This is a genomic window from Rhizomicrobium sp. (assembly GCA_037200385.1).
Classification (GTDB): domain Bacteria; phylum Pseudomonadota; class Alphaproteobacteria; order Micropepsales; family Micropepsaceae; genus Rhizomicrobium.
The window spans coordinates 813858-837839 of record JBBCGL010000001.1; the positions used below are offsets into that span (position 1 = coordinate 813858).

A 23982-nucleotide genomic window follows, 5' to 3' on the forward strand; every position below is an offset into this window, starting at 1 on the left:
CCTCCACCGCGCAGCGGGGGAGGTGCAAAAGGAAAGACGCATGGGCCGCAAGATCCTCTTCATCACCACCGACCAGATGCGCTTCGACGCCATCGGCGCGAACGGCCAGAGGATCGCGCGCACGCCGCATATCGATGCGCTGGCGAAGGCCGGGATCAACTACACCCGCTGCCATGCGCAGAACGTGGTCTGCATGCCGGCGCGCTCGACCATGATCACCGGGCAGTACGTCACCACCCATGGCGTCTGGATGAACGGCGTGCCGCTGCCCGAAGATGCGCCGTCGGTCGCGCGCCATCTGCAGGAGACGAAGAACTACCGCACCGCGTTGATCGGCAAGGCGCATTTCGAGCCGATGCTCGACCTGCAGCTCAAATTCGCCGAGAACCGCATGGGCCGTGCCGGCACCTTCGGGCCGCATCGCGGCTTCGACCATATGGAGCTCGCCTCGCATGGCGCGCGCGGGCCGCTGCACTATCCGCAATGGCTGATGAAGCGGCACCCCGAGATGCTCGACAATTTCTATCCCGTGCTCGGCCCGGACTTCCACCAGAACTCCTTCGGCGGCGGCGACACCGATGCGGTGCAGGTCAAGCACAATGCGACGCCGCGCGGCCTCTACCACACCGACTGGGTCGCCGACCGCACCATCGCCTATCTCGACAGCCTCGATGCCGGCGAAGACTGGTTCGTCTGGATGAGCTTCCCCGACCCACACCATCCCTGGGACCCGCCACAGGAGGAGCTCCACCGCCACGACTGGCGCGATTTGCCGGTGCCGGACGGCTATCCCGGCAGCCCTGAGAAGATCGACGCGATCCTCTCCGGCAAGCCGCATCACTGGCGCGACTGGTGGAGCGGCAAGCGCGTCACCTGCTATGAGGCGCCGCCGCGCTGGGTGCCCGCGACGCTGACGACCGACCAGCTGCGCGAGATCGACGCGATGACCCACATCAAGAACGAGCTGATCGACGACGCGGTCGGCCGGGTGATGGCGCATATCGGCACGCGCGGCTGGGACGGCGACACCGACGTGCTCTTCTCCACCGACCATGGCGAGTTCCAGGGCGATTTCGGCCTGCTGTTCAAAGGTCCACACCATGTCGACAGCCTGATGCGCCTGCCGCTGATCTGGCGCCCCGCGCCCAACGCCAAGGTCGCGCCCGCGATGCTCGAAGCACCCGTGGGCCAGGTCGATTTCGCGCCGACCTTCTGCGAGATCGCCGGCGCGCCCGTGCCGGACTGGATGGAAGGCGCCGCCCTGCCCCGCGACAGTTCGGGCGCGTCGAAGCGCGAAGCGGTCTTCACCGAATGGGACAGCGAGTTCGAAGGCGTCTCGGTCTCGCTGCGAACCCTGCACCGCGACGGCTGGACCATCACCGCCTATGGCAAGACCGCGATCTACGAAGGCGACGAAGGCGAGCTCTACGACCTCGAGAACGATCCGAAGCAGTGGCGCAATCTGTGGAACGAGCCTTCGGCCGCCGGCATGAAAGCGGACTTGCTCGCCGATCTGCGCGCCCGCACGCCCAAGGGCGACACCCGCCGCCGCAAGGTCGAGACCTTTGTCTGACTACCGTGCCTCGGCCGCGGTGAAATAGATCTTGCGCGCGTCATAGGCGATGTACATGTGAAGCTGCCGCAAGGTCTCGACGCCGAGAATGATCTTCGGCGCCCGATCGTCCAGGCGATCGGTCTCCACGATGTCGATATTGGGCTTCTGCACCCGGATGCCTTCGAAGTTCAGGGCCTGGAAGGAATAGCGGAATATCCGCATCGCCCGCGTGCCGTTGATCGATATCTTGCCGACCACGCTCAGCGCCGGTTCGTCCGGCCCCTTGCCGAACAATTCGCGAAACGCCGCGAGGGTCATGGTCGAACGGTCCGCGCCGGTGTCGACGCCGGCCGTCACCTCCTGGCCGTCGAGCGCGATCGAAATCATGATATGGTCTTCGAAATCGTGCTTGAAGGGTACCGTCGCGACGGGTTCCTTGGTCCAATAGACCGGCGTGCCGGAACAGGAAAAGTGCTGGAACAGGTTGAACTTCCCGGCCGCGAAATCGAGCTCGACATCGTAGTTCGACATGATGTCCGGCGCGAGAATTCCGATGTCGTCGTTGTGCAGCGACGCCGGCGGCGCCAGCAGCAACGGAATCTCTTTCGCCTTGAGCCTCCCGAGTATGAGCTCATGTGCCGTCGCCAACTCTTGCAGGCGCACGCCGCCGAACAGCATATAGGTGTTGGCTGACGGTTGGATGCCGAGAGCGAGGCGCCGGGCCACGGTCCTACCGAGGATGGTCTGCACTCCGCCGGTGTCGATCAGCATCTGACCGGCCAGACCGGAGACGGTGACCGGCACCGAGACCTCTCCGTCCGCTTCCGTCGTCATGTCCAGCGACGCTTCGAGCGGCATCTGACAGAGCCTGGACTCGGCCATCGCTGGAGCTGTGCCCAGCAACGACAACGTGAGTCCGGCAAGAGCGAGGCGCGGGACGTTCATGGCCGCTCCTGCGCGATGGCGGCGGCGCGCTCCACGGCGTCATAAGGGCAGTCATGCACCGCTTTATCGAGCCCTTTGCGCCCCGCGGCGGGGCGCCCGTTCATCAGATGCCATTGCGCGACGTAAAAGTCGGCCTCGCAGAGATGAAGCCGGCGGTCGGCCGGCGTGGCGGCGGCCGCCGCGGCCGCGACCTGGGCCGGCGTGGCCGCGCCGTCATAGAGCGCGGCGAGCGGCGCGGGCCATACCGCCATGTCCAGCTTGCCGGCCGCCGGGGGCGGATCGCTCTCTTCGGGGTGCGCGGCGCGATGCGCGATGGTGCGCCACAGCTGTGCATAGCCGAAATCGGGGGCCAGGCCTTGCGCATCGATGAAAGCCTGCTCCGCGTCCTCGAACTTCTTCTGTTCCCAGAGCAGGATTCCCTTTTGCATCTGTGCGAACAGGTTGCGACGGGATTTCTGCAGCGCGATGCCGATCGCGGCCAGCGCATCGTCGAGACGGCCCTGCGCTTCAAAGGCGGAGGCCTTCGCAAAATAGCCGGCAGGGTCGGATGGTTTGAGCGCGATGGCCATGTCCGCGTCCTTGCGTGCGGCGTCGTAGTCGCCGGTTCGGCGGTAGGCCGCGGAGCGCAGCACATAGAGTCCGGGTTCATTCGGCTCCATCTGGATCAGAGTCGCCTCGTCGGCCAGCGCCTCCGCGAACCTGTCGTTCTCGACCAGCAGAGCCACCCGCAGCACCCGCGCCTCCAAAAGGTCGGGCCGCAGCGACGCAGCGTCGGACAGATCCTTGAGTGCCGGCTCGATGGTGCCGGCGAGAAAATTCAGCTTGGCGCGGTCTATGTAGGCATCGTAGCTCGGCTGCAGCGCGAGGCTTGCGCTGTAGTCGGCGAGCGCCAGATCGGTCTTGCCGAGCCGGGCATAGGCGTCGGCCCGATCATAGAGCGCGACAGCATGCAGATTGGCCGGCAGGTTGGGATCGGCCAGCGCCGCGGTGAACCTGGCAACCGCCAGCGCATCGTCGCGGCCGCGCAGCGCGATCCCGGCATTGAAGTCCGAATAGCCGCTCGCGAGCGCCATGCCGCAGCATAGCGCCCAACCAAGCCCCGCATGGACAAGACGCGCTCCCGCCACGACAGCCTCAATCCCCCGCCCCCGGGGTTCAGCGTATGCCGATCAGCTTATGGGTTTGCAGGCTCAAACGCCATTGTGGCTTGGCAAGACAATATGCCGTCGCCGCCGCCGTGTTGGCGTCGCGTGCCGCGTTGTCCATCGGCTGCAGGAAGAAATTATCGAAGGCCAGGCCCGCGAACCGCTCCGGCTCCGCGCCCGCTTGCGGATAGACCAGCTTCAACTCGTTGCCGCGCCGGAGCACCAGTTCGGCACCTGCCTTGGGGCTGACGCAAATCCAGTCGATGCCCGGAGGCGGCTCCTGCGTGCCGTTCGTCTCTATCCCGATCTCGAAGCCACGGGCGTGCAGCGCCGTGGTCGCCGCCGCGTCGAGCTGCAGCAGCGGCTCGCCGCCAGTGCACACGACATAAGGCTTGCCGCCTCCCGGCCACTGCGCCGCGACGGCGTCGGCGAGCGCCTCCGCATCGGCGAACTTCCCGCCGCCCGGCCCATCGGTGCCGACGAAATCCGTATCGCAGAAGCGGCATGTCGCATTCGCACGGTCGCGCTCCAATCCGCTCCACAGATTGCAGCCCGCGAAGCGCAGGAACACCGCGGCGCGTCCCGCCTGCGCCCCTTCGCCCTGCAGCGTGTAATAAATCTCCTTGACCGAATAGGTCATGCCGCGCGGTACTTGGCGTAGCCGTTGGCGCGCAGCTCGCAGGCCGGACAAATTCCGCAGCCCCGGCCCCAGTCATGCACCGACGGATCGCCATGGTAGCAGGTGACCGTCTCGCGCACGATCAGCTCGATCAGCTTCGTGCCGCCCAGTTCCTCCGCCAGCTTCCACGTCGCCGCCTTGTCGATCCACATCAAGGGCGTGTGGATGCGCGTCTCGCGCGCCAAGCCGAGCGAGAGCGACTTCGCGGTCGCCTGAATGGTCTCGTCGCGGCAGTCGGGGTAGCCGGAGAAGTCGGTCTCGCACATCCCGCCGACCAGGTCCGAAATCCCGCGTCGATAGCCCAGCGCCGCGGCCGCGTTGAGGAACATCAGGTTGCGCGCCGGAACGAAGGTCGTCGGCAATCCATTGCCGCCCATCTCGATCGCCACGTCATCCGTCAGCGCCGTTCCGCCGATCGCTTTCAGCGTGTCGATCGGCAAGACATGATCCTCGCCCAGCGTTCCGGACCAGGTCGTGAATCCGCGCAAGGCCTCGAGCAGATGGGGTCGTGCCGCGAGCTCGGCGATATGCCGCTGGCCGTAATCGAACCCGACGGTCTCGACATGGGCAAAGCGCGCAAGCGCCCAGGCGAGACAGGTCGTGGAGTCCTGTCCGCCGGAAAACAGCACAAGTGCGGTGGCGCCGGTCATCTCGCGGCTTGTACAGAAGGGAGGCCTCAGCTCGCAAGCGCCCGGTGTGCGATCGTGCGGACGGGCGGCAAAGCCACGGTCACCGTGGTGCCGGCACCGACTGCGCTCTCGATGGCCAGCGCGCCGCCATGCAGCTCGACCAGGGACTTGGCGATGGAAAGCCCGAGCCCCGCGCCCTCGAACCGCCGCGCCAGGGAGCCGTCGAGCTGGCGGAACGGTTCCAGCGCCGCCGCGATCTTCTCGCGGTCCATCCCGATTCCCGTATCGACCACCGCCAGTGAGACGCCGCCCGAGGCCTCTTGCCAGGCCCGTAGCGCCACGGTCCCCCCCTCCGGCGTGAACTTCAGCGCATTGCTCAGGAGATTGGTGAGGCTTTGGCGCAGCCTCTGCGGGTCGGCCTCGACCTGCGGCAATCCGGCAGCAATCTCGAGGCGGACTTCCCGTTGATCCTTCGTCGCGATCCGCGCCAGCGTCACGGCCTCTTCTGCCAGGACTGCCACCGGATAGGGCCGCGCCTGCAGCGTCAATGCGCCGCCGGACAGGCGCGCCACGTCCAGCACGTCCGAGATGATCGCCAGCAGCTTGGTCCCGCTCGCATGGATGTCGCCGGCATAGGCACGATAGGTGGGCGGCGTGATCGGACCCAGCACTTCGTCCTTGATGATCTCCGAAAAGCCCAGCACCGCGTTCAGCGGCGTTTTCAGCTCGTGGCTCATCGCGGCCAGGAAGGCGCTCTTGGAGCGGTTCGCCTCCTCCGCCCGCGCCAGGGCTTCGCGCAGGGCGCGCTGCGCGGCGTAGCGGGCCGTCACGTCCTCCACCATGCCCTCGTAGCAAACGACGCGTCCGGTCCAGTCGCGCACGGCGCGGGCATTCTCCGATATCCAGATCGTCGTGCCATCACGCCTGCGGATTTCGGATTCGAAGGCGCTGACCTGATCGTTCGCCTGCATCTGCGCCTGGAACTGCGCCCGGCGGGCCGGATCGACATAGAGCTGGTCGGCGATATTGGTGAGGCCGGACATCAGCGCAGCAGGACTCGGATAGCCATAAATCCGCGCCAGCGCCGGATTGGCGTCGATATAGCGCCCGTCCGGCGAGGTCCGGAAAATCCCTTCGATGGACTGCTCGAAAAACGCCCGATAACTCGTTTCGCGCCCTGGCCGCCGCCCGTCCGGGCCTTGCGACACGCGGCTGAGGGCGAAAATGGCGGTGCTGAGAAGGGTTAGGATCGCAATCCCGGCCCAGGCCTCGCCCCGGGGCGCGCTCGTCGTCACCAGGCCGAGCAGAACCCCGCCCGCCAGCGCCAGCAAGGCAGAGGCAAGCGCCGGCCGCGGCTGAGCCGCCGGCAGGTCGGTCCGGGCTAGTTCCACGCTGACCATCGATATCGCACTGCAAAACGCGCCAGCCTTTCTAGGCGGAATGTCTGAATGACGGGTTTATCAAATGGTGAATTGCTTGCCTTTGTCCCGGCGCTGCGCCAGCTTCTGGCCAAGGGTTTCAAGGGGATGGCTCGCGTGACAGCGTTAGCCGTAAGCGGCACCGGCCTCTATACGCCGCCCAATTCGATCTCGAACGACGAGCTCGTGGCGTCGTTCAACACCTATGTCCGCGCCGCCAATGCGGCGAATGCCGAAGCCATCGCCGCCGGCAAAATGGCCGCCCTTACCGAATCGTCCGCCGAATTCATCGTCAAGGCGTCCGGCATCAAGGCGCGCTATGTCGTCGACAAGGCGGGCGTGCTCGATCCCGCGATCATGTGCCCCCGCATTCCCGAACGGCCCAATGACCAGATCTCGGTCCTCGCCGAGATGGCCGTGACCGCCGCCCGCGATGCGCTCAAAGCCGCCGACCGCACGCCGGCCGACATCGACGGCGTCCTGGTCGGCGCCTCCAATATGCAGCGCGCCTATCCCGCCATGGCGGTCGAGGTCCAGGACGCGCTGGGGATCGAGGGTTTCGGCTTCGACATGAACGTCGCCTGCTCGTCGGCGACCTTCGCACTGCAGACCGCCGCCGACATGGTCGCCAATGGCCATGCCCGTGCGATCCTGGTGTGCAATCCGGAGATCTGTTCGGGCCATCTCAACTTCCGCGACCGCGACAGCCATTTCATCTTCGGCGACGTCGCCACGGCCTTCGTGGTCGAGCGCCGCGATACGGCCCAAGGCGGCAATTCCTGGGAGATCGTCGCGACGCGGCTGAAGACAAAATTCTCCAACAACATCCGCAACAATTTCGGCTTCCTCAACCGCGCCGCGCCGGAAGGCGTCGGCCAGGCCGACAAGCTGTTCGTCCAGGAGGGCCGCAAGGTCTTCAAGGAAGTCGTACCGATGGTGGCGGAGCTGATCACCGGCCATCTGGCCGACAACGGCATCGCGCCGGCGTCGCTCAAGCGCCTGTGGCTGCACCAGGCCAATCTCGGGATGAACGAGATGATCGCCCGCCGCGTCCTGGGTCGCGATCCACTGCCGGGGGAAGCGCCGAACATCCTGGGCGAATATGCCAACACGTCGTCGGCCGGCTCGATCATCGCCTTCCACAAATACAGCGCCGACCTCGAACGCGGCGATACGGGCCTGCTCTGCTCCTTCGGCGCGGGCTATTCGGCCGGCAGCGTGATCTTGAAGAAGTTGTAGTTGGATTCTCGCCGTCGGGAACGAGACGTCGCCGTAAGACACCAGGCGACTTGCCGGACGCGTGCTTAGTGCACCAGGAACAGCGGCATGCCGGAGCGGTTGACCACGTGCCGGGTCACGCCCGTGAAGAACATTTCCCGCAGCCGGCTATGGCCGTAGCCGCCCGCCACCAGCATCCCCGCGCCGCCCTTGGCTGCTTCCTCGAGCAGCACGTCCCCGACCGGCCGGCTTCCGGCATCGACCAGCCGGCGCCCCGCCTCGATGCCGCGCAGCTTGAGATAGGTGCACAACTCGTCGCAATCGATCGTCTCATCCTTGGCGCGCGTGACGGCGAGGATCTCGACGCTGTCGGCGCATTCCAGGAACGGCAGGGACGCCGTGACGGCATGGGCCGATGCGACGCTCTCGTTCCAGGCCAGTGCGATTTTCCGGCAAAAGCCGGCCGGCGCCGCCTGCGGGGTCAACAGCACCGGGCGCCCGGTCTCCAGCAAGGTCGCTTCGAACGCTTCGGTCAGCCCGGCGCGGTCGCCTTCGGCCAGCGCGCCGAACACGACGAGATCGGAGAGCCGCGCCGCGAGCGTGACCTGGTCCGCGAAATTGCCGAGGACTTCGCGGAACGAGGCCGCCACAACATCGCGTCGCTCCGGCCTCTCGATAATCTCCGCGCCGGCCGCGTTCGCGGCAGCGGCCAACGCCGCGTGCGCCAAGCCCGACGCCTCGTCCGCGGCCTTTTTCGATGCGTCGGCGATCTCCTGCATGACGGCGGCGGAGGCGCTCTCGCCGTAGAAGGGCACCGCTTCCATTGCGTCCGGACGCACGAACAGCGCGGCGACATGCGCGTTGAACGGCTTGGCGGCGGCGAACGCGCTGGCGAGCACGGCGGCGTCGCGGCCGCCGCCGGTCAGCGGGGCGAGAATTTTCGCAATCGTCATCTGCAGCGCCTTTCGGTCGTTCCGCGGGAACGCGGAGCTGGAGCGCAGAGTTCCTAGAACCGCCACCAGCCGTCAAGGTGCACCGGCTTGAGCAGCCGCGGCCGCGCGAAATCGATCAGCCTGTCGCGCACCCGGCGGTTGAAGCTGCCGCGCGGAAAGCTGCCATTCCGGCGCCGTGCCCCGGCCGTCATGCCGGTGAGGATCTCGATGGCGTCATCCACCGTTTCGACGGCATAGACCGCAAAACGACCCGAATGTGCCGCCCGGACGACCTCGTCCCGCAGCATCAGCGAGACCGCGTTGGCCTTCGGGATGATCGCACCATGCCCGCCGCGCAGCCCGCGCGCCGCACAGATGTCGTAGAAGCCCTCGATCTTCTCGTTCGCGCCGCCGATCGGCTGCATCTGGCCGTGCTGGTTGATCGAGCCCGTGATCGCGATCCCCTGCTTCACCGGCACGCCGGCGATCGCCGAGAGGATCGCGATCAGCTCGGCGGCCGATGCGCTGTCGCCGTCGATCGGACCATAGGATTGCTCGAACGCCACGCTCGCCGAAATCGAAAGCGGCCGTCCGATCGCGTACGCGCCGTTCAGATAGCCGGACAGGATCTGCATGCCTTTGACATGCGATGGGCCGCTGAACTTCGCGACCCGTTCGATATCGACGATCCGGCCTTCGCCCGGCGCGACTTGCGCCGTGATCCTCGCCGGCATGCCGAAGGCAAAGCCCGCCGCGCTCAGAACGGTGAGGCCATTCACCTGGCCCGCCTTCGCGCCGTCCGTGTCGATGAAAAGGATGCGCCGCTGGATCAGCTCCTGTTCGAGCGCCTTGAGGCGCCCCGCACGATCTTCCTTCGCCGCCACGGCGCACGCGATATCCTCGGCCGCGATCAATGTGCGGCCTTCGAGGGCCGCATAGTGATCCCCCTCGCGAAGCAGATCGGCGAGCCGCCCGGTGCGGACCGAAATCTTCTCGGCATCGCCCGCCAGCCGCGAGGCTTCGTCGACCAGCCGCGCGGCGCCGCCGCGGTCCAGCTGCTTCAGCCCGTCCGCCCGGGCGATGGAGGCCATGGCCGCCATCAGCGCCGCGCAATTTTCATCGTCCCGCGCTGCCGTGGCCGAGAAATCCGCCTGCACCTTGAACAGTTCGGCGAAGTCCGGATCGATCTGGCAGAGCCGGTGATAGGCCCAGGCCTCGCCGATCAGCACGATCTTGATATCCAGCGTCAACGGCTCCGGCTGCAACGTCACCGCCGGATTGCGGTCGAACACGTCGGCAAGGCTCTCGATCTTCACCCGCCGTGCCTTCAGCGCGCGCTTCAGGCATTCCCATGCCGCTTCCTGGCGGAACAGATCCATCGCGTCGATCAGCAGGAAGCCGCCATTGGCTTGATGCAATGCACCCGCCCGGATGTGCCGGAAATCCGTCAACGCCGTCATCAACACCGGCACATGCTCGACCTTGCCGATCAGATGCGCGAGCGAAGGAAGCGCCAGCATCACCACCGGCGCACCTTTGGCCATCGTGTGGTCGACCACGAGATTCACCTCATAGCGATAAAACGGCATGCCTTCGCGCCGAAGCCGTTCGTCTGCCTCGCCACGTGCCAGAGCTTGCAGTGCGTCGACATGCGTCAGCACGTCCTTGTAAACGCAAGCAAGATGCCCATGCGCCTCGCGGTGCTGCGCGAAACTTTGCGCGAGCGGCGCGATGAGCCTGGCGATCTCGCGTTCGCCGCGTTCGCGATCCAGCGCCCGCACCTTCTCCACGATGCGCCGGCGCAGCCCGTCATTCTGCTCCATCGCCTTGTCGAGCAGGCCGCGCAGTTCCGTCGCCTTTGCCGCCAACCGATCGCGCTCGAACTTCGGCAGGCGGCGGTAATCCTCGTCGGAGACCGGCAGTCCGTCGCGCATGGGCTTGAAGTCGAACCGCCCTTCGCCGCGCTCGACCAGTCCCAATCCCTCCGTCTCGGCGCTCTTTTTGAGCCCGAGCACTGCCGCCTCGGTGGCGCGATGGAATTCCTGCTCCAGCGCGGCGCGTTGCGCGCGATAATCCGGGCTGTCGAACAAGCGCGGCATCGCGCCTCTGAGCGCCGTCACGAATTCCGCCAGCGCCGCCTTGAAGCGCGCCCCGTCTCCGGCGGCAAAGCGCAAGGCCTTCGGGCGATGTGGTTGCGCGAAGTCGTGGACATAAGCGACATCCGGCGGGGCCGGCATGGCCGCCGCCAGGCGCTCCAACGCCCGCTTCACCGCATCGCGCTTGCCGCTGCCGGGCTGGCCGCTGACGAAGATGTTGTAGCCGGGCTGTGCCATGCCCGCCCCGAAATGGAGCGCCCGCATCGCCCTCTCCTGCCCCACAGGACCGGTCGGCTCCCGCAGCTCGCCCGTCGTCTCGAAGGGCAGCCGCGCCGGATTGGTGACCAGTCGCAGCCTTTCCGCGTCCAGAGGCTTAACGCGCATCAAATCCCCACATGCGTCAGGGTTTTCCGCCCCTTTTCGGCACGGATCCCCTGTTCCGGGAAGCGATCCTGCAAGCTCCAAGCCGCCCCTCGCGCACGCCGTCCGGTTTCGCTAAACCCGGCCTTCAACCCGTCAGGACCCGATGCCCAAGGATCCCCCCCGCGCCTGGCAGCGCATGCTGAGCGGCCGCCGTCTCGATCTTCTCGACCCCTCGCCGCTGGACGTCGAGATCGAGGACATCGCCCATGGTCTGGCCCGGGTCGCGCGCTGGAACGGCCAGACCAAGGGCGATCACGCGTTCTCGGTGGCCCAGCATTGCGTCCTGGTCGAGCGCCTCACGGCGGATTTGCGCCCCGGCTTGACCCGGGAAGCCCGGCTGGCGGCTCTGCTGCATGATGCACCGGAGTATGTCATCGGCGACCTCATATCCCCTTTCAAAGTCGCAATTGGTATTGATTACAAAGCCTTGGAGAATAGACTTCAAGCAGCGATCCATCTCCGGTTCGGGCTGCCGGCAGCGCTGCCGCCGATACTCGGAAAGCTTTTCAAGAAGGCCGATCTGATGGCCGCCTATTTCGAAGCCACACAGCTTGCCGGGTTCGAGCTGGACGTCGCCCGCAAGCTCTTCGTCGTTCCACCGCCTGCCATGCGGGCCCCCCGACTGGTGCCTCTGGCGACCGCCGACGCTCAAGCCCAATTCCTGGACAGGTTCAAAAAACTGGCAGTCTAAAGCCTTCCTCCCGTCACCTTCCCGCGGTAGCAAGGACCATGTCACGCATCCTCGTCACGCCGCTCTCCGCCGTCCCGGACACGATACGGCTGCACCGGCCGTCGCATCTGGTGACGTTGCTTTCGCCCGACCATATGATCGAGACCCCGGCGGGGTTTCCGCGCGAGCGCCATCTGCGCATCGGCATGAACGACATCATCGATGTTAGCGCTGGCGACACGCCGCCGGATCGCCGTCATGTCGAGTCGCTGCTCGATTTCGTCCGCGCCTGGTCGGCCGAGGACCCCATCCTGATCCATTGCTGGGCCGGGATCAGCCGCTCCATGGCGGCGGCTTATATCGTCCTGTGCGACCGTCTGGGCCGCGGCAGCGAACTCTATGCCGCCAGGGCCATCCGGGCCCGAGCGCCGCACGCCTACCCCAACGCGCTGCTCGTCCGGCACGCCGACGATCTGCTTGGCCGCCAAGGCCGTATGGTTGAGGCCATCAAGGACATCGGTGCCGGCAAGATGGTGGCCGAAGGCGAGCTTGTCGAATTTCCGCTGGTGGGCCTGTGAGCGCGAAGCCGGAACACGTCGTCAGCATCGGACTGTCTGCCGCGATCGTCTCGGTCGCCGATGAGCGGCCCAGCGTCCTCATCGTGCGCCATCCGGGCGGTGAGGACGCCCTGCCCTTCGGTCCGTTCGATCCGCTGAACCACCGCACCCTCGACAGCGGCTTGCGCAAATGGGTCGGCGAGCAGACCGCGCTCGATCTCGGCTACGCCGAACAGCTCTATACCTTCGGCGATCGCGGCCGGCACCTGCCGACGCCCGACGAAGGCGCCCGCGTCGTCTCGGTCGGCTATCTCGCGCTGACCCGCCAGGCCGGCGAGCGCAAAAGCCCCGATACGCAGTGGAGCGACTGGTATCGCTACTTCCCATGGGAGGACTGGCGCGACGCCAAACCGGCGGTGATCGACAGCGTCATCGCTCCTGCACTGCGCCAATTCGCGAAAGCCGCGACCGGCACCGAAGCGTCGGAGCAGCGCCGCGAGCGCATCCGGCTCTGCTTCGGCTTCGATGGACTCGCCTGGGACGAGGAGAAGGTCCTCGAACGCTATGAACTGCTCTACGAAGCCGGCCTCGTGCGCGAGGCGATGCGGGACGGCCGTCTGCCGGCGAGCAAGACGCAACCTGCGCTCGGCGTCAGCATGATGTTCGACCACCGTCGTATCCTGGCGACCGCGATCGCGCGGCTGCGCGGCAAGATGAAATATCGCCCCGTCGTATTCGAGCTGATGCCGCCCGGCTTTACGCTCCTGGAGTTGCAGAGGACCGTCGAAGCGATCTCCGGCATCCGCCTGCACAAGCAGAATTTCCGCCGCCTGATGGAAGACCAAGGCTTGGTCGAAGGCACCGGAAGGTTTGCCGCCAAGGGACGCGGACGCCCGGCGGAGCTTTTCCGGTTCCGCCGTGAAGTCTTGCGCGAGCGCCCGGCACCCGGCGTGAGATTGCGGAGCCGCAAGGCATAAGCAGTACGGACGGACCTCGGATGCAACCACAGCGTGCCAGGAGCCTGTAAAAGTGAATTAACCAGTACGCCGTAAAGTTCCGCAATCGTGACCGAAGATGATGGCCTCGGGGCGGACGGCGAATGGGACAAGCAAGGCTAAATCTGAAGAGCGTGACGACGCTGCTGGTCGACAGCGACCTGTTCACGCGCGGGCTGGTCGCGCAGATGCTGCGCGGCTTCGGAATGGATTCGCCGACGGTCTGCGAAAGCGGCGCGCAGGCCAGGCATCATCTCCTGCATCACTATGCGGATCTCGTCATCCTCGAAGCCGACCTGCCCGATATGCCGAGCGCCGATTTCATCCGCTGGATCCGGCGCCAGGAGAAGAGCCCGTTCCGCTTCGTGCCGATCATCGCGATGTCGGGCTATACCCAGCTTCGTCTGGTCTCGACGGTGCGCGACGCCGGCGCCAATCTCGTCGTCAAGAAACCCGTCTCACCGGCCGCATTGTACGACCGCATCGCCTGGGTTGCGCGAACCGCGCGGCCTTTCATCGAGGCGGGCGACTATATCGGCCCCGACCGGCGGTTCAAGGATACGCCGCCGCTCGATGGCGTGTTCAAGCGCGAAACCGACGAGGCGGCCAGCGGCAGCGATGCCTCCGGCGAGCCGGCGAAACTCGATTCAGCGGCATAGGTGATCACATGGCGGGCAAGGCAAAAAAGAAGATATTCTTTCCGACGACGCGCCTTTCCGAACTCGCCGCTCGCAGCGGCGGCGTCGCGCGCGACGATGCGCTCGACGGCGCCTTGCGGACGCTGGAGTCGATGCGTGCCGAGGCTGACGCCCAGATCCGCGCGGCAATCGGCGCCATGGAAGGCGTGGTGTTCGCGCGCGCGGCCGGCGACACGCTCGGCGACGACGAGATGCGTGCAATCCTGCGGCATGCCGATCAGGTCGTGACGCTCGCCGGCACGTTCTCTTACAATGCGCTGGACACGGCAGCGAAGAGCCTGTGCGACATCACCGACGGCATGCTGCGGGCCGGCATGCACGACCGCCAGCCGGTCGCGGTGCATGTGCAGACCATGCATCTGCTGGCGCCGGGTACCATGTCGCTTTCACCGGAGCACGCAGAGAGAATGCTGGGCGAACTAGCCAAGGTCACCAACCACTTCAATCTCGGTTCGCTCGGCACGGCGGCCGGCGACGGCGAAGAGGGCGTCGCTCTCGGCTGAGCCAAGGCTATTTCTGCCGGCGCAAGGCCCGTCTTGCGCGATTGCCCTTCTCTTCCAGCGCGCGCCGCCTTGCGGACCAAGCCTTGTCTTCCGCCGTCGCGCGCGCTGCGAGGGCCGCGCGCTGCTGCTCGAGCGCCCTCTGCTGTGCTTCATGTGCCGCTGCGGCTTGCGCCAGTGCAGCCTCCGCCCGTTCCGCCGCTTTGCGGACTTTTGCGTTTGTGCGTGGTTTCGGCTTGCGCTTGCTGCCCGGCAGCTTCGGCGGAGCGGCGTCCTCGGCGAACGCACCTTTCGTGCCGACGGCCCGCTTCAACACGACGCCGGGCTTCGCCAGCGCAGCGTCGACGACGGCGGCATCCGACGCGACGTTCGCCAAGCCCTGTGCGAACAGGTTTTGATGGATGCCCCATGCCGCCAGCGCCTTGGCTTGCGACGACACGGCTACAGCCAGATCGTAAAAGCCAGACTGGGTCGTGAAGACCTTTAGACGCGGCATACCTGCGACAATGCGCGGCGATGGATTTTGTGCCGGTTTCCCTGGGTAAACCGCCGGTCGACAGCTCTTGACAGACTTATGCTCAGATGTAGCATAACACCTTAATGACACCCGGCCTTGAAGGCCGGTCTTTTTGCCCTACATATATACTCAAAGTGAGTATAAAAGGCGAAGAGAAACAGGGAGCTACGAGATGGGCGTCGAACTGGCCTACACCCCGGCGGTCGCGAAGGCGACGGACGCATTGTACCGCAAGGTCTCGCATGTGGTGCCGCAGATCGAATGGCCGGTCTTCGCGCCGGTCATCGCCGAGATCAACCGGTTGAAGGCCGAGAAGGGCGCGGTCATCCTCGGCCACAACTACATGACGCCGGAGATTTTCCATTGCGTCTCCGACTTCGTCGGCGACAGCCTGGCGCTGGCCCGCGAAGCCGCGCGCACCGATGCCAAGATCATCGTCCAGGCCGGGGTGCATTTCATGGCCGAGACCTCGAAGATCCTGTCCCCCGAAAAGACGGTGCTGATCCCCGATCTGCGCGCCGGCTGTTCGCTCGCCGCCTCGATCACCGGCGCCGATGTCCGCCTGCTGAAGCAGAGATATCCCGGCCTGCCGGTGGTCACCTATGTGAACACCTCGGCTGATGTGAAGGCGGAAAGCGATGTGTGCTGCACCTCGTCCAACGCGGTCGCGGTAGTGGAGGAGATCGCGCGCGAATTCGGCACCGACACCGTGATCATGATCCCGGACAAATATCTCGCGCAGAATGTCGCCAACCTGACGGGCGTGAAGGTGATCACCTGGGAAGGCGCCTGCGAGGTGCATGAGCGCTTCACCGCCGCCGAGATCCGCGACTACCGCACCAATCATCCCGGCATCGTCGTCCTCGCCCATCCCGAATGCCCGCCGGAGGTCGTCGCGGAAGCCGATTTCGCCGGCTCGACCGCCGCCCTGATCGACTATGTCGGCACGCATCGTCCGCGCCGCGTGGTGATGGTGACGGAATGCTCGATGAGCGACAACGTCGCCGCCGAATATCCCGACCTCGAATTCATCCGGCCGTGCAATCTGTGCCCGCACATGAAACGCATCACGCTCGACAAGATCCTGCATGCGCTGCAGACGATGACGTTCGAGGTCCAGGTCGATCCCGCCATCGCGGTGCGGGCCAAGAAGGCCATCGACCGCATGCTTGCGGTCAAGCTGCCGATGAAGAAAGCCGCCTGACATGTCCCGGAACATCGACAGCATCATCGAGTGCAAGGGTGCGCTCATCCTCGGCGCCGGCATCGCGGGGCTTTTCACCGCGCTCAAGCTCGCGCCCTTCCCCGTCACGGTCCTCGCCGGGACGCGGCCCGGCCTGTCCGGCTCCAGCGCCTGGGCGCAGGGCGGCATCGCCGCCGCGCTCGGGGCCGACGACAGCTGGCAGAACCATGCCGCCGACACGCTGACCGCCGGCGCCGGCCTTTGCGATCCCGCCATCGCCGCCCTCGTGGCGCGCGAGGCGCCGGAACGCATCGCAGACCTCGTCGCCTATGGCGCGCCATTCGACCGCAAGGCCGATCACACGCTGGCGCTCGGCCGCGAGGCGGCGCATTCCCACAACCGCATCGTCCATGTGCGCGGCGACCGCGCGGGCGCGGAGATCTCGCGCACGCTGGCCGAGCGCGCGCTGGCGACGCCGTCGATCAGTCTGCGCGAGGGCTTCCACGCCATCGAACTCGCCTTCGAGGACGGCCGCGTCACCGGCCTCTTTGCCCGCACCGGCATCGGGGCGAACACCCGGCTCGTGCTGTTCCGCGCGCCTGCCATCGTGTTCGCGACCGGTGGCCTCGGCGCGTTGTATGCGGTGACCACGAATCCGCTCGAGTCGCGGGGCGAAGGTCTCGGCATGGCGGCCCGGGCGGGCGCGACCATCGCCGATCCCGAATTCGTGCAATTCCATCCGACCGCCATCGCCGTCGGACGCGATCCGGCGCCCCTGGCGACCGAGGCTCTGCGCGGCGAAGGCGCGATCCTGGTCGACGAGAACGGCCGCCGCTTCATGCTGGACGTGCATGCGGACGCCGAGCTGGCGCCGCGCGACATCGTCGCCCGCGCCCTGCACCGCGAGCGCGCCGCGGGCCACGAGACATTCCTCGATTGCACCCAGGCGATCGGCGCGTCTTTCGCGCAGCGCTTCCCGACCGTCTACGAGGCCTGCCGGTCCGCCGGCATCGATCCCGCCACACAGCCGATCCCCGTCGCGCCGGCCGCGCACTATCACATGGGCGGCATCGCGAGCGACGACCGCGGACGCTCGTCGCTGGACGGCCTTTGGGTCGTCGGGGAATGCGCCGCCACCGGCTTGCACGGCGCCAATCGCCTGGCCTCGAACTCTCTTCTGGAAGGTCTGGTCTTCGGCGCCCGCGCCGCGGACGACATCGCGGCGACGGTGACCGCGCGACCCGGCCGCGGCAACCCGCCGGCACCCGAGCGCTTCGCCTCGCCCGCTCCGCCGCATGTCCTGCGCGATGCAATGACGCGCCTCGTCGGATTGGAGCGCGATGCGGAAGGCCTGGTCGAAGCGCTCGCCGTGATCGGCCAGGTCGAGCGCGCCGGCGGCAATGAAGCAGCCTTGCTCAACATGACGGCGGCCGCCAAGCTCGTGACGGCGGCGGCGCTGGTTCGCCGCGAGAGCCGAGGCGGTCACTATCGCACGGATTACCCACAGGCCGCCCCGATCGCGCAACGCAGCTTCATGACGCTGGCCGATGCGGAAACCATTGCGCAATCCGCAAGGCCTGCCCAGGCCGAGCGCAGCACCGCGTGACCGCCGCCCTGCCTTTCACCCGCCCACCGCATGCGCTGCTGCTCGAGCCGATCGTGCGCCACGCATTGGAGGAGGATCTGGGCCGTGCCGGCGACATCACGAGCGAACTCACCATTCCGCTTGAGATATGCGCCGTGGCAAAGCTAGCTGCGCGAAAGCCCGGTACCATTGCCGGCCTCATCGCGGCCGAGAGCGCTTTCCGGCTCGCCGATCCGTCGCTGACCTTCACCGCGCTGGCGCCGGACGGCTCGACCGTCGCGGCCGGCACCGTCCTCGCCACCGTCGAAGGCCCAGCACGCGGCCTTCTCACCGGCGAGCGCGTCGCGCTCAATTTCGCCGGGCATCTCTCCGGCATCGCGACTGCGACCCGCGCCCTGGTCGATGCCGTCGAAGGCACACGGGCGCGCATCGTCTGCACCCGCAAGACCACGCCGGGCCTGCGTCTACTGGAGAAATACGCCGTGCGTTGCGGCGGCGGCTTCAACCACCGTTTCGGTCTCGACGATGCCGTGCTGATCAAGGACAACCATCTGGTCGCCGCGGGCGGGATCGGGCCCGCGATCGCGCGGGTGCGCGCCGGCCTTGGCCACATGGCGAAGATCGAACTCGAGGTCGACACGCTCGCCCAGCTCGAAGAGGCGCTGGCGCTGGGTGTGGATACCATCCTGCTGGACAACATGTCGCCGCAGACGCTGCGCCAGGCCGTTGCGCTGGCCAATGGACGCGCGACGCTCGAAGCGTCGGGCAACGTCACGCTGGCGACCGTGCGCGCCATCGCAGAGACCGGCGTCGACTACATCTCGGCCGGCAGCATCACCCATAGCGCGCCGAACCTCGACCTGGGGCTCGACTTCTAGTTAAGTGCGCTCCGGAAAAACCGGAGACGCACATGGACCTTCATCTCAAGGGCAAGAACGCCGTCATCCTCGGCGGCACGCGCGGCATCGGGCGCGCCATCGCCGACACGCTGGCGGCGGAAGGCGCCAATGTCGCGCTCTGCGCCCGCAACGCCGATCAGGTGAAGGACGCCGTCGCCGCGTTGAAGGACAAGGGCGTGAAGGCCACCGGCGCCTCCGTCGACATCATGGACGGCGCGGCGCTCAAGACCTGGATCGCGGCCGCGGGCGGCGAGCTCGGCGGCATCGACATCCTGATCTCCAATGCCGGCGCGATGGCGCAGGGCGGCGATCCCGCGTCCTGGGAGCAGAACTTCAAGCTCGACGTGCTGGGCATGGTCAACGCCTTCGACGCCGCCAAGCCTTTCCTCGAGACAGCGGCCGAGAGGCATGGCGACGCCTCCTTCACCATCATCTCCTCGGTGTCGGCGGCCGAGAGCGATGGCCCCAGCTCGTATGGGCCGATCAAGGCGACGCTGATCCACTACGCCAAGGGCCTCGCGCGGCACTATGCCAAGAAGCATATCCGCGCCAATGTCGTGTCGCCGGGCACGGTCTATTTCGAGGGCGGCGTATGGAACATGATCGAGAAGAACATGCCGGCGGTCTACAAGGGCGCGATGGAGCGCAATCCCACCGGCCGTATGGCGACGCCGCAGGATATCGCGAACGCCACGGTTTTTCTCGCCAGCCCCGCTTCGTCCTTCACCACCGGCGTCAACCTGCTGGTCGACGGCGCGATCAGCCGGCGGGTGAATTTCTAGGAACGCGGAACCTGCAAGCACAAACGCCGGAGCGTTATGCGCGCTCCGGCGTTTTCTTTTCAGATGGTTGTTATGTCAAGCGCCGTTGGTCCGGGCATGGCCACGACGGTAAAAGACGTGGTTGCCGATCTGGACCGTGCGGACATAGCCGGGCCATTGCGGCTGCACCGCCGAAGTGTGGAACGCCACGGCACCGTCGGTGGAATTGGCGAGCTGCTCCTCATTGACCATGATGCGAGCGGCAAGCGCCTGCGCTTCGCGCCACGGGCCGGGTTCGCGGTTCGCTTCGCGCGCCCCATCGCAGGCGAAGGAGAATTGGCAGGAGCCGGTCGCTACGCCCTCATAGACCACGGCGCAGATCGAATGACCGAAATTGCCGGTGTGCATGCGGCGGTAGACGACCTCGGCGACGGCCTTCTGGCCTTCCTCGCTCTCCCCTCGCGCCTCGTAATACATGACCTCGGCAAGGCATTTGTGCTCCTGCAGGAGCTTGGCCAGTACCGTGTTGGTGCCGGCGCCGCGCATCGCGATGGCGGCGGGGATGGCCGGGGCCTGGACAACCTTCACCACCGGCTTCTCGACCGCGATGACGCGGATTTCCTCCGTATGCGGACGATCGTTCAGCGAAGCGCCGACCGCCGCACTCGCGGTGGCGAGCACGATGGCGAGCGCGCCGACGAGTACGCGATCGGATCGCGACAAGGCATCTCTGGTTTTCATGATCTTCGGACTCTCTAGCTCTTTCGGATTTCGTTCACGCAAAAATAAAAACCGAACAGCCCCCGCCCTGCTTTGATAAAAGTGGATCGGGCTTGTGCCCTCGAAAAGCCGAATCGTCAAATAAAATTTTCATATTCGTGACACAGCGTCATTTGACGCCGGAAAATCCAGCGTTTCCCTGCATCGTCCGTAGGCGGATCACTACTCGTCGTTGCGTCTCATCAACGCCGCCTGGGCGGCGGCAAGCCGCGCGACGGGCACGCGGAACGGCGAGCACGACACGTAATCGAGTCCCGCTTCGTGACAAAAACGGATCGAGTCGGGGTCGCCGCCATGCTCTCCGCAGATGCCGAGCTTGAGATCGGGACGCGCCGAGCGGCCGCGCTCGGCCGCGATCCGCACCAGTTCGCCGACACCGTCGACGTCGATGGTGACGAACGGATCGCGCGCGATCACGCCCTTGTTGAGGTAGTCCGTGAGGAACATCCCGGCGTCGTCGCGGCTGATCCCGATGGTGGTCTGGGTCAGATCGTTGGTCCCGAAGGAGAAGAACTCGGCGGTCTGGGCGATCTCCTTCGCGCGCAAGGCCGCACGCGGCAGTTCGATCATCGTGCCGACGAGATAGTGCGGCAGCCTGCCCCGCTCCAGCTTCACCGCCGCCGCCACGACGTCGATGCGCTCCTTGATGCGGTCGAGTTCGCTCTTGAATCCCACCAGCGGCACCATGATCTCGAGCTGCACCGCCTTGCCGCCGGCGGCCTCGACGTCCAGCGCCGCCTCGAGCATGGCGCGGACCTGCATCTCGTAGATCTCGGGATAGGTGATGCCGAGCCGCACGCCGCGATGGCCGAGCATCGGGTTCGATTCGTGCAGCGCGATGGCGCGGGCGCGCAATTTGGCCGGGTCGCTGCCGGCGGCGCGCGCCACTTCCGCGATCTCCTCTTCCTTCTGCGGCAGGAACTCGTGCAGCGGCGGATCGAGCAGGCGGATAGTGACCGGCAGGCCCTCCATCGCCTGGAAGATTCCCTCGAAATCGCCGCGCTGCATCGGCAAGAGGCGGGCCAGCGCCGCCTCGCGGTCCGCCTTGGCGTCGGCCAGGATCATCTGGCGCACCGCGATGATGCGATCGGCCTCGAAGAACATGTGCTCGGTGCGGCACAGCCCGATGCCTTCCGCCCCGAATTTGCGCGCCACGCTCGCATCGCCGGGCGTGTCCGCATTGGTGCGGACCTTCAGTGTACGGATCGAATCGGCCCAACCCATCAGGATGCCGAAATCGCCGGTCAGCTCCGGCTGGCGCAGCTCGACGCGGCCCTTGAAGACGCAGCCGCTGGCGCCGTCGATGGTGATGATGTCGCCGCGCCGGATCGTGTGGCTGCCGCACACCATCACGCCGTTCGCGACGTCGATCTTGATCGATCCGGCGCCCGAGACGCAGGGCCGTCCCATGCCCCGCGCCACCACCGCGGCGTGGCTGGTCATGCCGCCGCGCGCCGTGAGGATGCCGCGCGCCGCGTGCATGCCGTGGATATCCTCCGGGCTCGTCTCGGTGCGCACCAGGATCACGTCGCGGCGGTCCGCCGCGAGCTTCTCCGCTTCGTCGGCGGTGAACGCCACCTCGCCGGTCGCCGCGCCCGGCGACGCCGCGAGGCCGATCGCGATCTGCTCCTTGGGCGAATTGGGATCGAGCGTCGGATGCAGCAGCTGGTCGAGCGCCGCCGGATCGACCCGGCCCACCGCCTCGCGCCGGTCGATCAGCCCTTCATGCTCCATGTCGACCGCGGCCTTCAGCGCCGCTTCCGCCGTGCGCTTGCCGCTGCGGGTCTGCAGCATGAAGAGCTTGCCTTCCTGCACCGTGAATTCGAGATCCTGCATGTCGCGATAGTGCGCCTCGAGCCGGTCGCAGATCGCCTTGAGCTCGGCGAACGCCTTGGGCATCGCCTCTTCCATCGAAGGCTTCTTGGCGCCCTGCCGCTCGCGCACGATCTTGCTGATCGCCTGCGGCGTGCGGATGCCCGCGACGACGTCCTCGCCCTGCGCGTTGATCAGGAACTCGCCATAGAGGATCTTCTCGCCGGTCGACGGATCGCGCGTGAAGGCGACGCCTGTGGCAGAGGTCTCGCCGCGATTGCCGAACACCATCGCCTGCACGGTCACTGCGGTGCCCCAATCCTCCGGGATGTTGTGGATGCGGCGATAGGTATTGGCGCGCGGACTGCGCCAGGAGCCGAACACCGCGCCGATCGCGCCCCAGAGCTGCTCGTGCACGTCTTCGGGAAATGGCTTGCCGAGTTCCTTGGCGACCTGCGCCTTGAACAGTTCGGCGATCTTCTTGAGATCGGCTGCCGTCAGCTCGGTGTCGAGCTCATAGCCTTTGTCCGCCTTCTGGCTGTCGAGGATCTCCTCGAACATCGCATGTTCGACGCCGAGCACGACGTCGGAATACATCTGGATGAAACGGCGATAGGAATCGTAGGCAAAGCGGGCATCGCCGGTGATCCTGGCGAGGCCTTCGGTGGTCTCGGCGTTGAGCCCGAGATTGAGCACGGTGTCCATCATGCCGGGCATCGAGACCCGGGCGCCCGAGCGGACCGAGACCAGCAGCGGCCGCGCCGGATCGCCCAGCCGGCCGTCCGCCAGCTCGCCGATCCGCTCCAGCGCCGCCGCGACGGCCGACTTCAGGTCTGCCGGATAGGCTTCGCCGTTCGCGTAATAATGGGTGCAGACCTCGGTCGTGATCGAGAAGCCCGGCGGGACCGGCAGGCCCAGATTGCTCATCTCGGCCAGGTTGGCGCCCTTGCCGCCCAGCAGGTTCTTCATCCCCGCCTCGCCCTCGGCCGAACCGTTCCCGAACGAATAGACCCACTGTGTCATGATCGTTTCCACGCAAAATGCCATGGTCCGCGATGGGCCATGTGTTGATCGCAGCACGCCGCGGCATCCTATATAGGACCGTCGCGGGTATCGCCCCATCTTAGAGAAAGCGCCATTGTGCGCTAACCTTTTAGCGTCGCACCCACGAAAGATTCGCCATGAACCAGGCCGCCATTTTCGCCCCCATGGGCTTGCTCGCCGGCATCACGTTTTTCGTCCTGCTGTTCGTGCCCGCGCAGCGCTTCGCACGGCGCGGCCGTTCGGAGACCCAGAACAACGCGACCGGCGACATCCCGGGCGGCTCGCACAATCCGAATTTCGCCGACCTGCTCGAAATGCCGGTGCTGTTCTATGTGATATGCCTCATGGCGATCGTCGCGACGCGAGTGGATACGACGCTGCTCTGGCTCGCCTGGGCCTATGTCGTGCTGCGGGCGCTGCACAGCGCCGTGCACCTGACCTATGACAGCCCGGTCCACCGCGCCGCGCTGTTCGCCCTGTCGAACTTCGCGGTACTGGCGATGTGGGTCTTCTTCTTCCTGCCACCGGGCGGAATCTGAACCGGCTGACCGGCAAAGTTCCGGCGTCCACGGCTTGACCGTTCGCGCGGAGGTTCCTAGCCTTCGGCGTGCCCAGGAGGAGGGATACATCCCATGACCTTGCGCAAATACATCATCGAACGCGACATCCCCGCCGTCGGCTCCTTCGAGCGCGAGCAATTGAAGGCGGCTGCCGCGAAGTCGAACGAAGCGCTGGCCCAGCTCGCGCCCGATATCCAGTGGCAGGAGAGCTTCGTGGCGGCGGACAAGACCTTCTGTGTCTATCTGGCGAAGGACGAGGCCACGATCCGCAAGCACGCCGAGATCAGCGGCTTCCCCGCGACCAAGATCACCGAAGTCCGCAAGATGATCGATCCGACGACGGAGAAGGACGGGGCGTGATCCAACTTTCCTCCCCCGGGG

The 23982-nt window shown here is 66.4% G+C and carries 23 protein-coding genes; 13 read left to right on the forward strand and 10 right to left on the reverse strand.

What is annotated here, in order from left to right; genetic code table 11:
• The first annotated feature begins 40 nt into the window (after positions 1-40).
• Complete coding sequence (locus tag WDM91_03840) at positions 41-1573, forward strand: sulfatase-like hydrolase/transferase (GenBank protein ID MEI9993706.1); 1533 nt, start codon at positions 41-43, stop codon at positions 1571-1573.
• Here the strand turns inward: WDM91_03840 and WDM91_03845 are convergent, their stop codons facing one another.
• From WDM91_03845 to WDM91_03865, 5 genes are read right to left on the reverse strand one after another with little or no spacing between them, the layout of a single operon-like run.
• Positions 1574-2500, reverse strand: a complete 927-nt coding sequence (locus tag WDM91_03845; GenBank protein ID MEI9993707.1) for a pepsin/retropepsin-like aspartic protease family protein — start codon at positions 2498-2500, stop codon at positions 1574-1576.
• Positions 2497-3627 carry a tetratricopeptide repeat protein gene (locus tag WDM91_03850; GenBank protein ID MEI9993708.1) on the reverse strand — a complete coding sequence of 377 codons (1131 nt, stop codon included), beginning with the start codon at positions 3625-3627 and terminating at the stop codon, positions 2497-2499. Before WDM91_03850 ends, WDM91_03845 begins: the two co-directional genes overlap by 4 nt.
• A 28-nt stretch (positions 3628-3655) precedes the next feature.
• The gene (gene queE / locus WDM91_03855; GenBank protein MEI9993709.1) at positions 3656-4285 is read right to left on the reverse strand and encodes a 7-carboxy-7-deazaguanine synthase; all 630 of its coding nucleotides are present in this window, start codon (positions 4283-4285) and stop codon (positions 3656-3658) included.
• Complete coding sequence (queC, locus tag WDM91_03860; protein MEI9993710.1) at positions 4282-4974, reverse strand: 7-cyano-7-deazaguanine synthase QueC; 693 nt, start codon at positions 4972-4974, stop codon at positions 4282-4284. The genes queE and queC overlap by 4 nt, the downstream gene beginning before the upstream one ends.
• A gap of 26 nt (positions 4975-5000) precedes the next feature.
• Entirely contained in the window at positions 5001-6344 is a 1344-nt protein-coding gene (locus WDM91_03865; protein MEI9993711.1) for a PAS domain-containing sensor histidine kinase, read from the reverse strand.
• Between the two features lie 144 nt (positions 6345-6488).
• On the opposite strand from WDM91_03865, the gene WDM91_03870 reads away from it, so the two are divergent.
• Complete coding sequence (locus tag WDM91_03870) at positions 6489-7610, forward strand: beta-ketoacyl-ACP synthase III (protein MEI9993712.1); 1122 nt, start codon at positions 6489-6491, stop codon at positions 7608-7610.
• A 65-nt stretch (positions 7611-7675) separates the two neighbouring features.
• On the opposite strand, the gene WDM91_03875 is transcribed toward WDM91_03870, so the two are convergent.
• Positions 7676-8542: a universal stress protein gene (locus WDM91_03875; GenBank protein ID MEI9993713.1), complete on the reverse strand. Its 867-nt coding sequence runs from the start codon at positions 8540-8542 to the stop codon at positions 7676-7678.
• A gap of 53 nt (positions 8543-8595) precedes the next feature.
• Positions 8596-11001: an ATP-binding protein gene (locus tag WDM91_03880; GenBank protein MEI9993714.1), complete on the reverse strand. Its 2406-nt coding sequence runs from the start codon at positions 10999-11001 to the stop codon at positions 8596-8598.
• A gap of 142 nt (positions 11002-11143) precedes the next feature.
• Between WDM91_03880 and WDM91_03885 the strand changes: the two genes are divergently transcribed.
• From WDM91_03885 to WDM91_03905, 5 genes are all read left to right on the forward strand, one after another.
• Positions 11144-11731, forward strand: coding sequence for an HD family hydrolase (locus WDM91_03885; protein ID MEI9993715.1), 588 nt, complete (start codon positions 11144-11146; stop codon positions 11729-11731).
• A gap of 38 nt (positions 11732-11769) precedes the next feature.
• Positions 11770-12288, forward strand: a complete 519-nt coding sequence (locus tag WDM91_03890) for a protein-tyrosine phosphatase family protein (protein MEI9993716.1) — start codon at positions 11770-11772, stop codon at positions 12286-12288.
• Complete coding sequence (locus WDM91_03895) at positions 12285-13244, forward strand: hypothetical protein (GenBank protein ID MEI9993717.1); 960 nt, start codon at positions 12285-12287, stop codon at positions 13242-13244. The genes WDM91_03890 and WDM91_03895 overlap by 4 nt, the downstream gene beginning before the upstream one ends.
• Positions 13245-13366: 122 nt before the next feature.
• Complete coding sequence (locus WDM91_03900; GenBank protein MEI9993718.1) at positions 13367-13921, forward strand: response regulator; 555 nt, start codon at positions 13367-13369, stop codon at positions 13919-13921.
• Positions 13922-13929: 8 nt separating this feature from the next.
• On the forward strand, positions 13930-14463 hold the full coding sequence (locus WDM91_03905) for a hypothetical protein (GenBank protein ID MEI9993719.1): 534 nt from the start codon (positions 13930-13932) through the stop codon (positions 14461-14463).
• Between the two features lie 7 nt (positions 14464-14470).
• On the opposite strand, the gene WDM91_03910 is transcribed toward WDM91_03905, so the two are convergent.
• Positions 14471-14899 (reverse strand): hypothetical protein, encoded by a 429-nt coding sequence (locus WDM91_03910; GenBank protein ID MEI9993720.1) that lies wholly within the window; start codon positions 14897-14899, stop codon positions 14471-14473.
• Positions 14900-15149: 250 nt separating this feature from the next.
• Between WDM91_03910 and nadA the strand changes: the two genes are divergently transcribed.
• The 4 genes from nadA to WDM91_03930 are packed head-to-tail and all read left to right on the forward strand — an operon-like array spanning position 15150 to position 19426.
• Positions 15150-16181: a quinolinate synthase NadA gene (gene nadA / locus WDM91_03915; GenBank protein MEI9993721.1), complete on the forward strand. Its 1032-nt coding sequence runs from the start codon at positions 15150-15152 to the stop codon at positions 16179-16181.
• Between the two features lies 1 nt (position 16182).
• Positions 16183-17766, forward strand: coding sequence for an L-aspartate oxidase (locus tag WDM91_03920; GenBank protein MEI9993722.1), 1584 nt, complete (start codon positions 16183-16185; stop codon positions 17764-17766).
• Positions 17763-18623 carry a carboxylating nicotinate-nucleotide diphosphorylase gene (nadC, locus tag WDM91_03925; protein ID MEI9993723.1) on the forward strand — a complete coding sequence of 287 codons (861 nt, stop codon included), beginning with the start codon at positions 17763-17765 and terminating at the stop codon, positions 18621-18623. The genes WDM91_03920 and nadC overlap by 4 nt, the downstream gene beginning before the upstream one ends.
• A 32-nt stretch (positions 18624-18655) precedes the next feature.
• Positions 18656-19426, forward strand: a complete 771-nt coding sequence (locus WDM91_03930; GenBank protein ID MEI9993724.1) for an SDR family oxidoreductase — start codon at positions 18656-18658, stop codon at positions 19424-19426.
• 75 nt (positions 19427-19501) lie between these two features.
• Here WDM91_03930 and WDM91_03935 read toward each other — a convergent pair whose 3' ends face one another.
• Both WDM91_03935 and ppdK read right to left on the reverse strand, forming a co-directional pair.
• The gene (locus WDM91_03935; protein MEI9993725.1) at positions 19502-20146 is read right to left on the reverse strand and encodes a cell wall hydrolase; all 645 of its coding nucleotides are present in this window, start codon (positions 20144-20146) and stop codon (positions 19502-19504) included.
• A 201-nt stretch (positions 20147-20347) separates the two neighbouring features.
• A complete protein-coding gene (gene ppdK / locus WDM91_03940) occupies positions 20348-23020 on the reverse strand; it encodes a pyruvate, phosphate dikinase (GenBank protein ID MEI9993726.1) in 2673 nt (890 codons plus the stop codon).
• A gap of 158 nt (positions 23021-23178) precedes the next feature.
• On the opposite strand from ppdK, the gene WDM91_03945 reads away from it, so the two are divergent.
• Together WDM91_03945 and WDM91_03950 are read left to right on the forward strand one after the other, a co-directional pair.
• Positions 23179-23580: an MAPEG family protein gene (locus WDM91_03945; protein MEI9993727.1), complete on the forward strand. Its 402-nt coding sequence runs from the start codon at positions 23179-23181 to the stop codon at positions 23578-23580.
• A gap of 93 nt (positions 23581-23673) precedes the next feature.
• Positions 23674-23961, forward strand: a complete 288-nt coding sequence (locus WDM91_03950; GenBank protein ID MEI9993728.1) for a DUF4242 domain-containing protein — start codon at positions 23674-23676, stop codon at positions 23959-23961.
• The last annotated feature ends 21 nt before the right edge of the window (positions 23962-23982 follow it).

Bases quoted from the DNA above. Each gene is read 5' to 3' on its own strand.
- WDM91_03840 (MEI9993706.1), top strand. From the start codon at position 41: ATGGGCCGCAAGATCCTCTTCATCACCACCGACCAGATGCGCTTCGAC.
- WDM91_03845 (MEI9993707.1), bottom strand. From the start codon at position 2,500: ATGAACGTCCCGCGCCTCGCTCTTGCCGGACTCACGTTGTCGTTGCTG.
- queE (MEI9993709.1), bottom strand. From the start codon at position 4,285: ATGACCTATTCGGTCAAGGAGATTTATTACACGCTGCAGGGCGAAGGG.
- queC (MEI9993710.1), bottom strand. From the start codon at position 4,974: ATGACCGGCGCCACCGCACTTGTGCTGTTTTCCGGCGGACAGGACTCC.
- WDM91_03875 (MEI9993713.1), bottom strand. From the start codon at position 8,542: ATGACGATTGCGAAAATTCTCGCCCCGCTGACCGGCGGCGGCCGCGAC.
- WDM91_03880 (MEI9993714.1), bottom strand. From the start codon at position 11,001: ATGCGCGTTAAGCCTCTGGACGCGGAAAGGCTGCGACTGGTCACCAAT.
- WDM91_03885 (MEI9993715.1), top strand. From the start codon at position 11,144: ATGCCCAAGGATCCCCCCCGCGCCTGGCAGCGCATGCTGAGCGGCCGC.
- WDM91_03890 (MEI9993716.1), top strand. From the start codon at position 11,770: ATGTCACGCATCCTCGTCACGCCGCTCTCCGCCGTCCCGGACACGATA.
- WDM91_03900 (MEI9993718.1), top strand. From the start codon at position 13,367: ATGGGACAAGCAAGGCTAAATCTGAAGAGCGTGACGACGCTGCTGGTC.
- WDM91_03905 (MEI9993719.1), top strand. From the start codon at position 13,930: ATGGCGGGCAAGGCAAAAAAGAAGATATTCTTTCCGACGACGCGCCTT.
- nadA (MEI9993721.1), top strand. From the start codon at position 15,150: ATGGGCGTCGAACTGGCCTACACCCCGGCGGTCGCGAAGGCGACGGAC.
- WDM91_03920 (MEI9993722.1), top strand. From the start codon at position 16,183: ATGTCCCGGAACATCGACAGCATCATCGAGTGCAAGGGTGCGCTCATC.
- WDM91_03930 (MEI9993724.1), top strand. From the start codon at position 18,656: ATGGACCTTCATCTCAAGGGCAAGAACGCCGTCATCCTCGGCGGCACG.
- WDM91_03935 (MEI9993725.1), bottom strand. From the start codon at position 20,146: ATGAAAACCAGAGATGCCTTGTCGCGATCCGATCGCGTACTCGTCGGC.
- ppdK (MEI9993726.1), bottom strand. From the start codon at position 23,020: ATGACACAGTGGGTCTATTCGTTCGGGAACGGTTCGGCCGAGGGCGAG.
- WDM91_03945 (MEI9993727.1), top strand. From the start codon at position 23,179: ATGAACCAGGCCGCCATTTTCGCCCCCATGGGCTTGCTCGCCGGCATC.
- WDM91_03950 (MEI9993728.1), top strand. From the start codon at position 23,674: ATGACCTTGCGCAAATACATCATCGAACGCGACATCCCCGCCGTCGGC.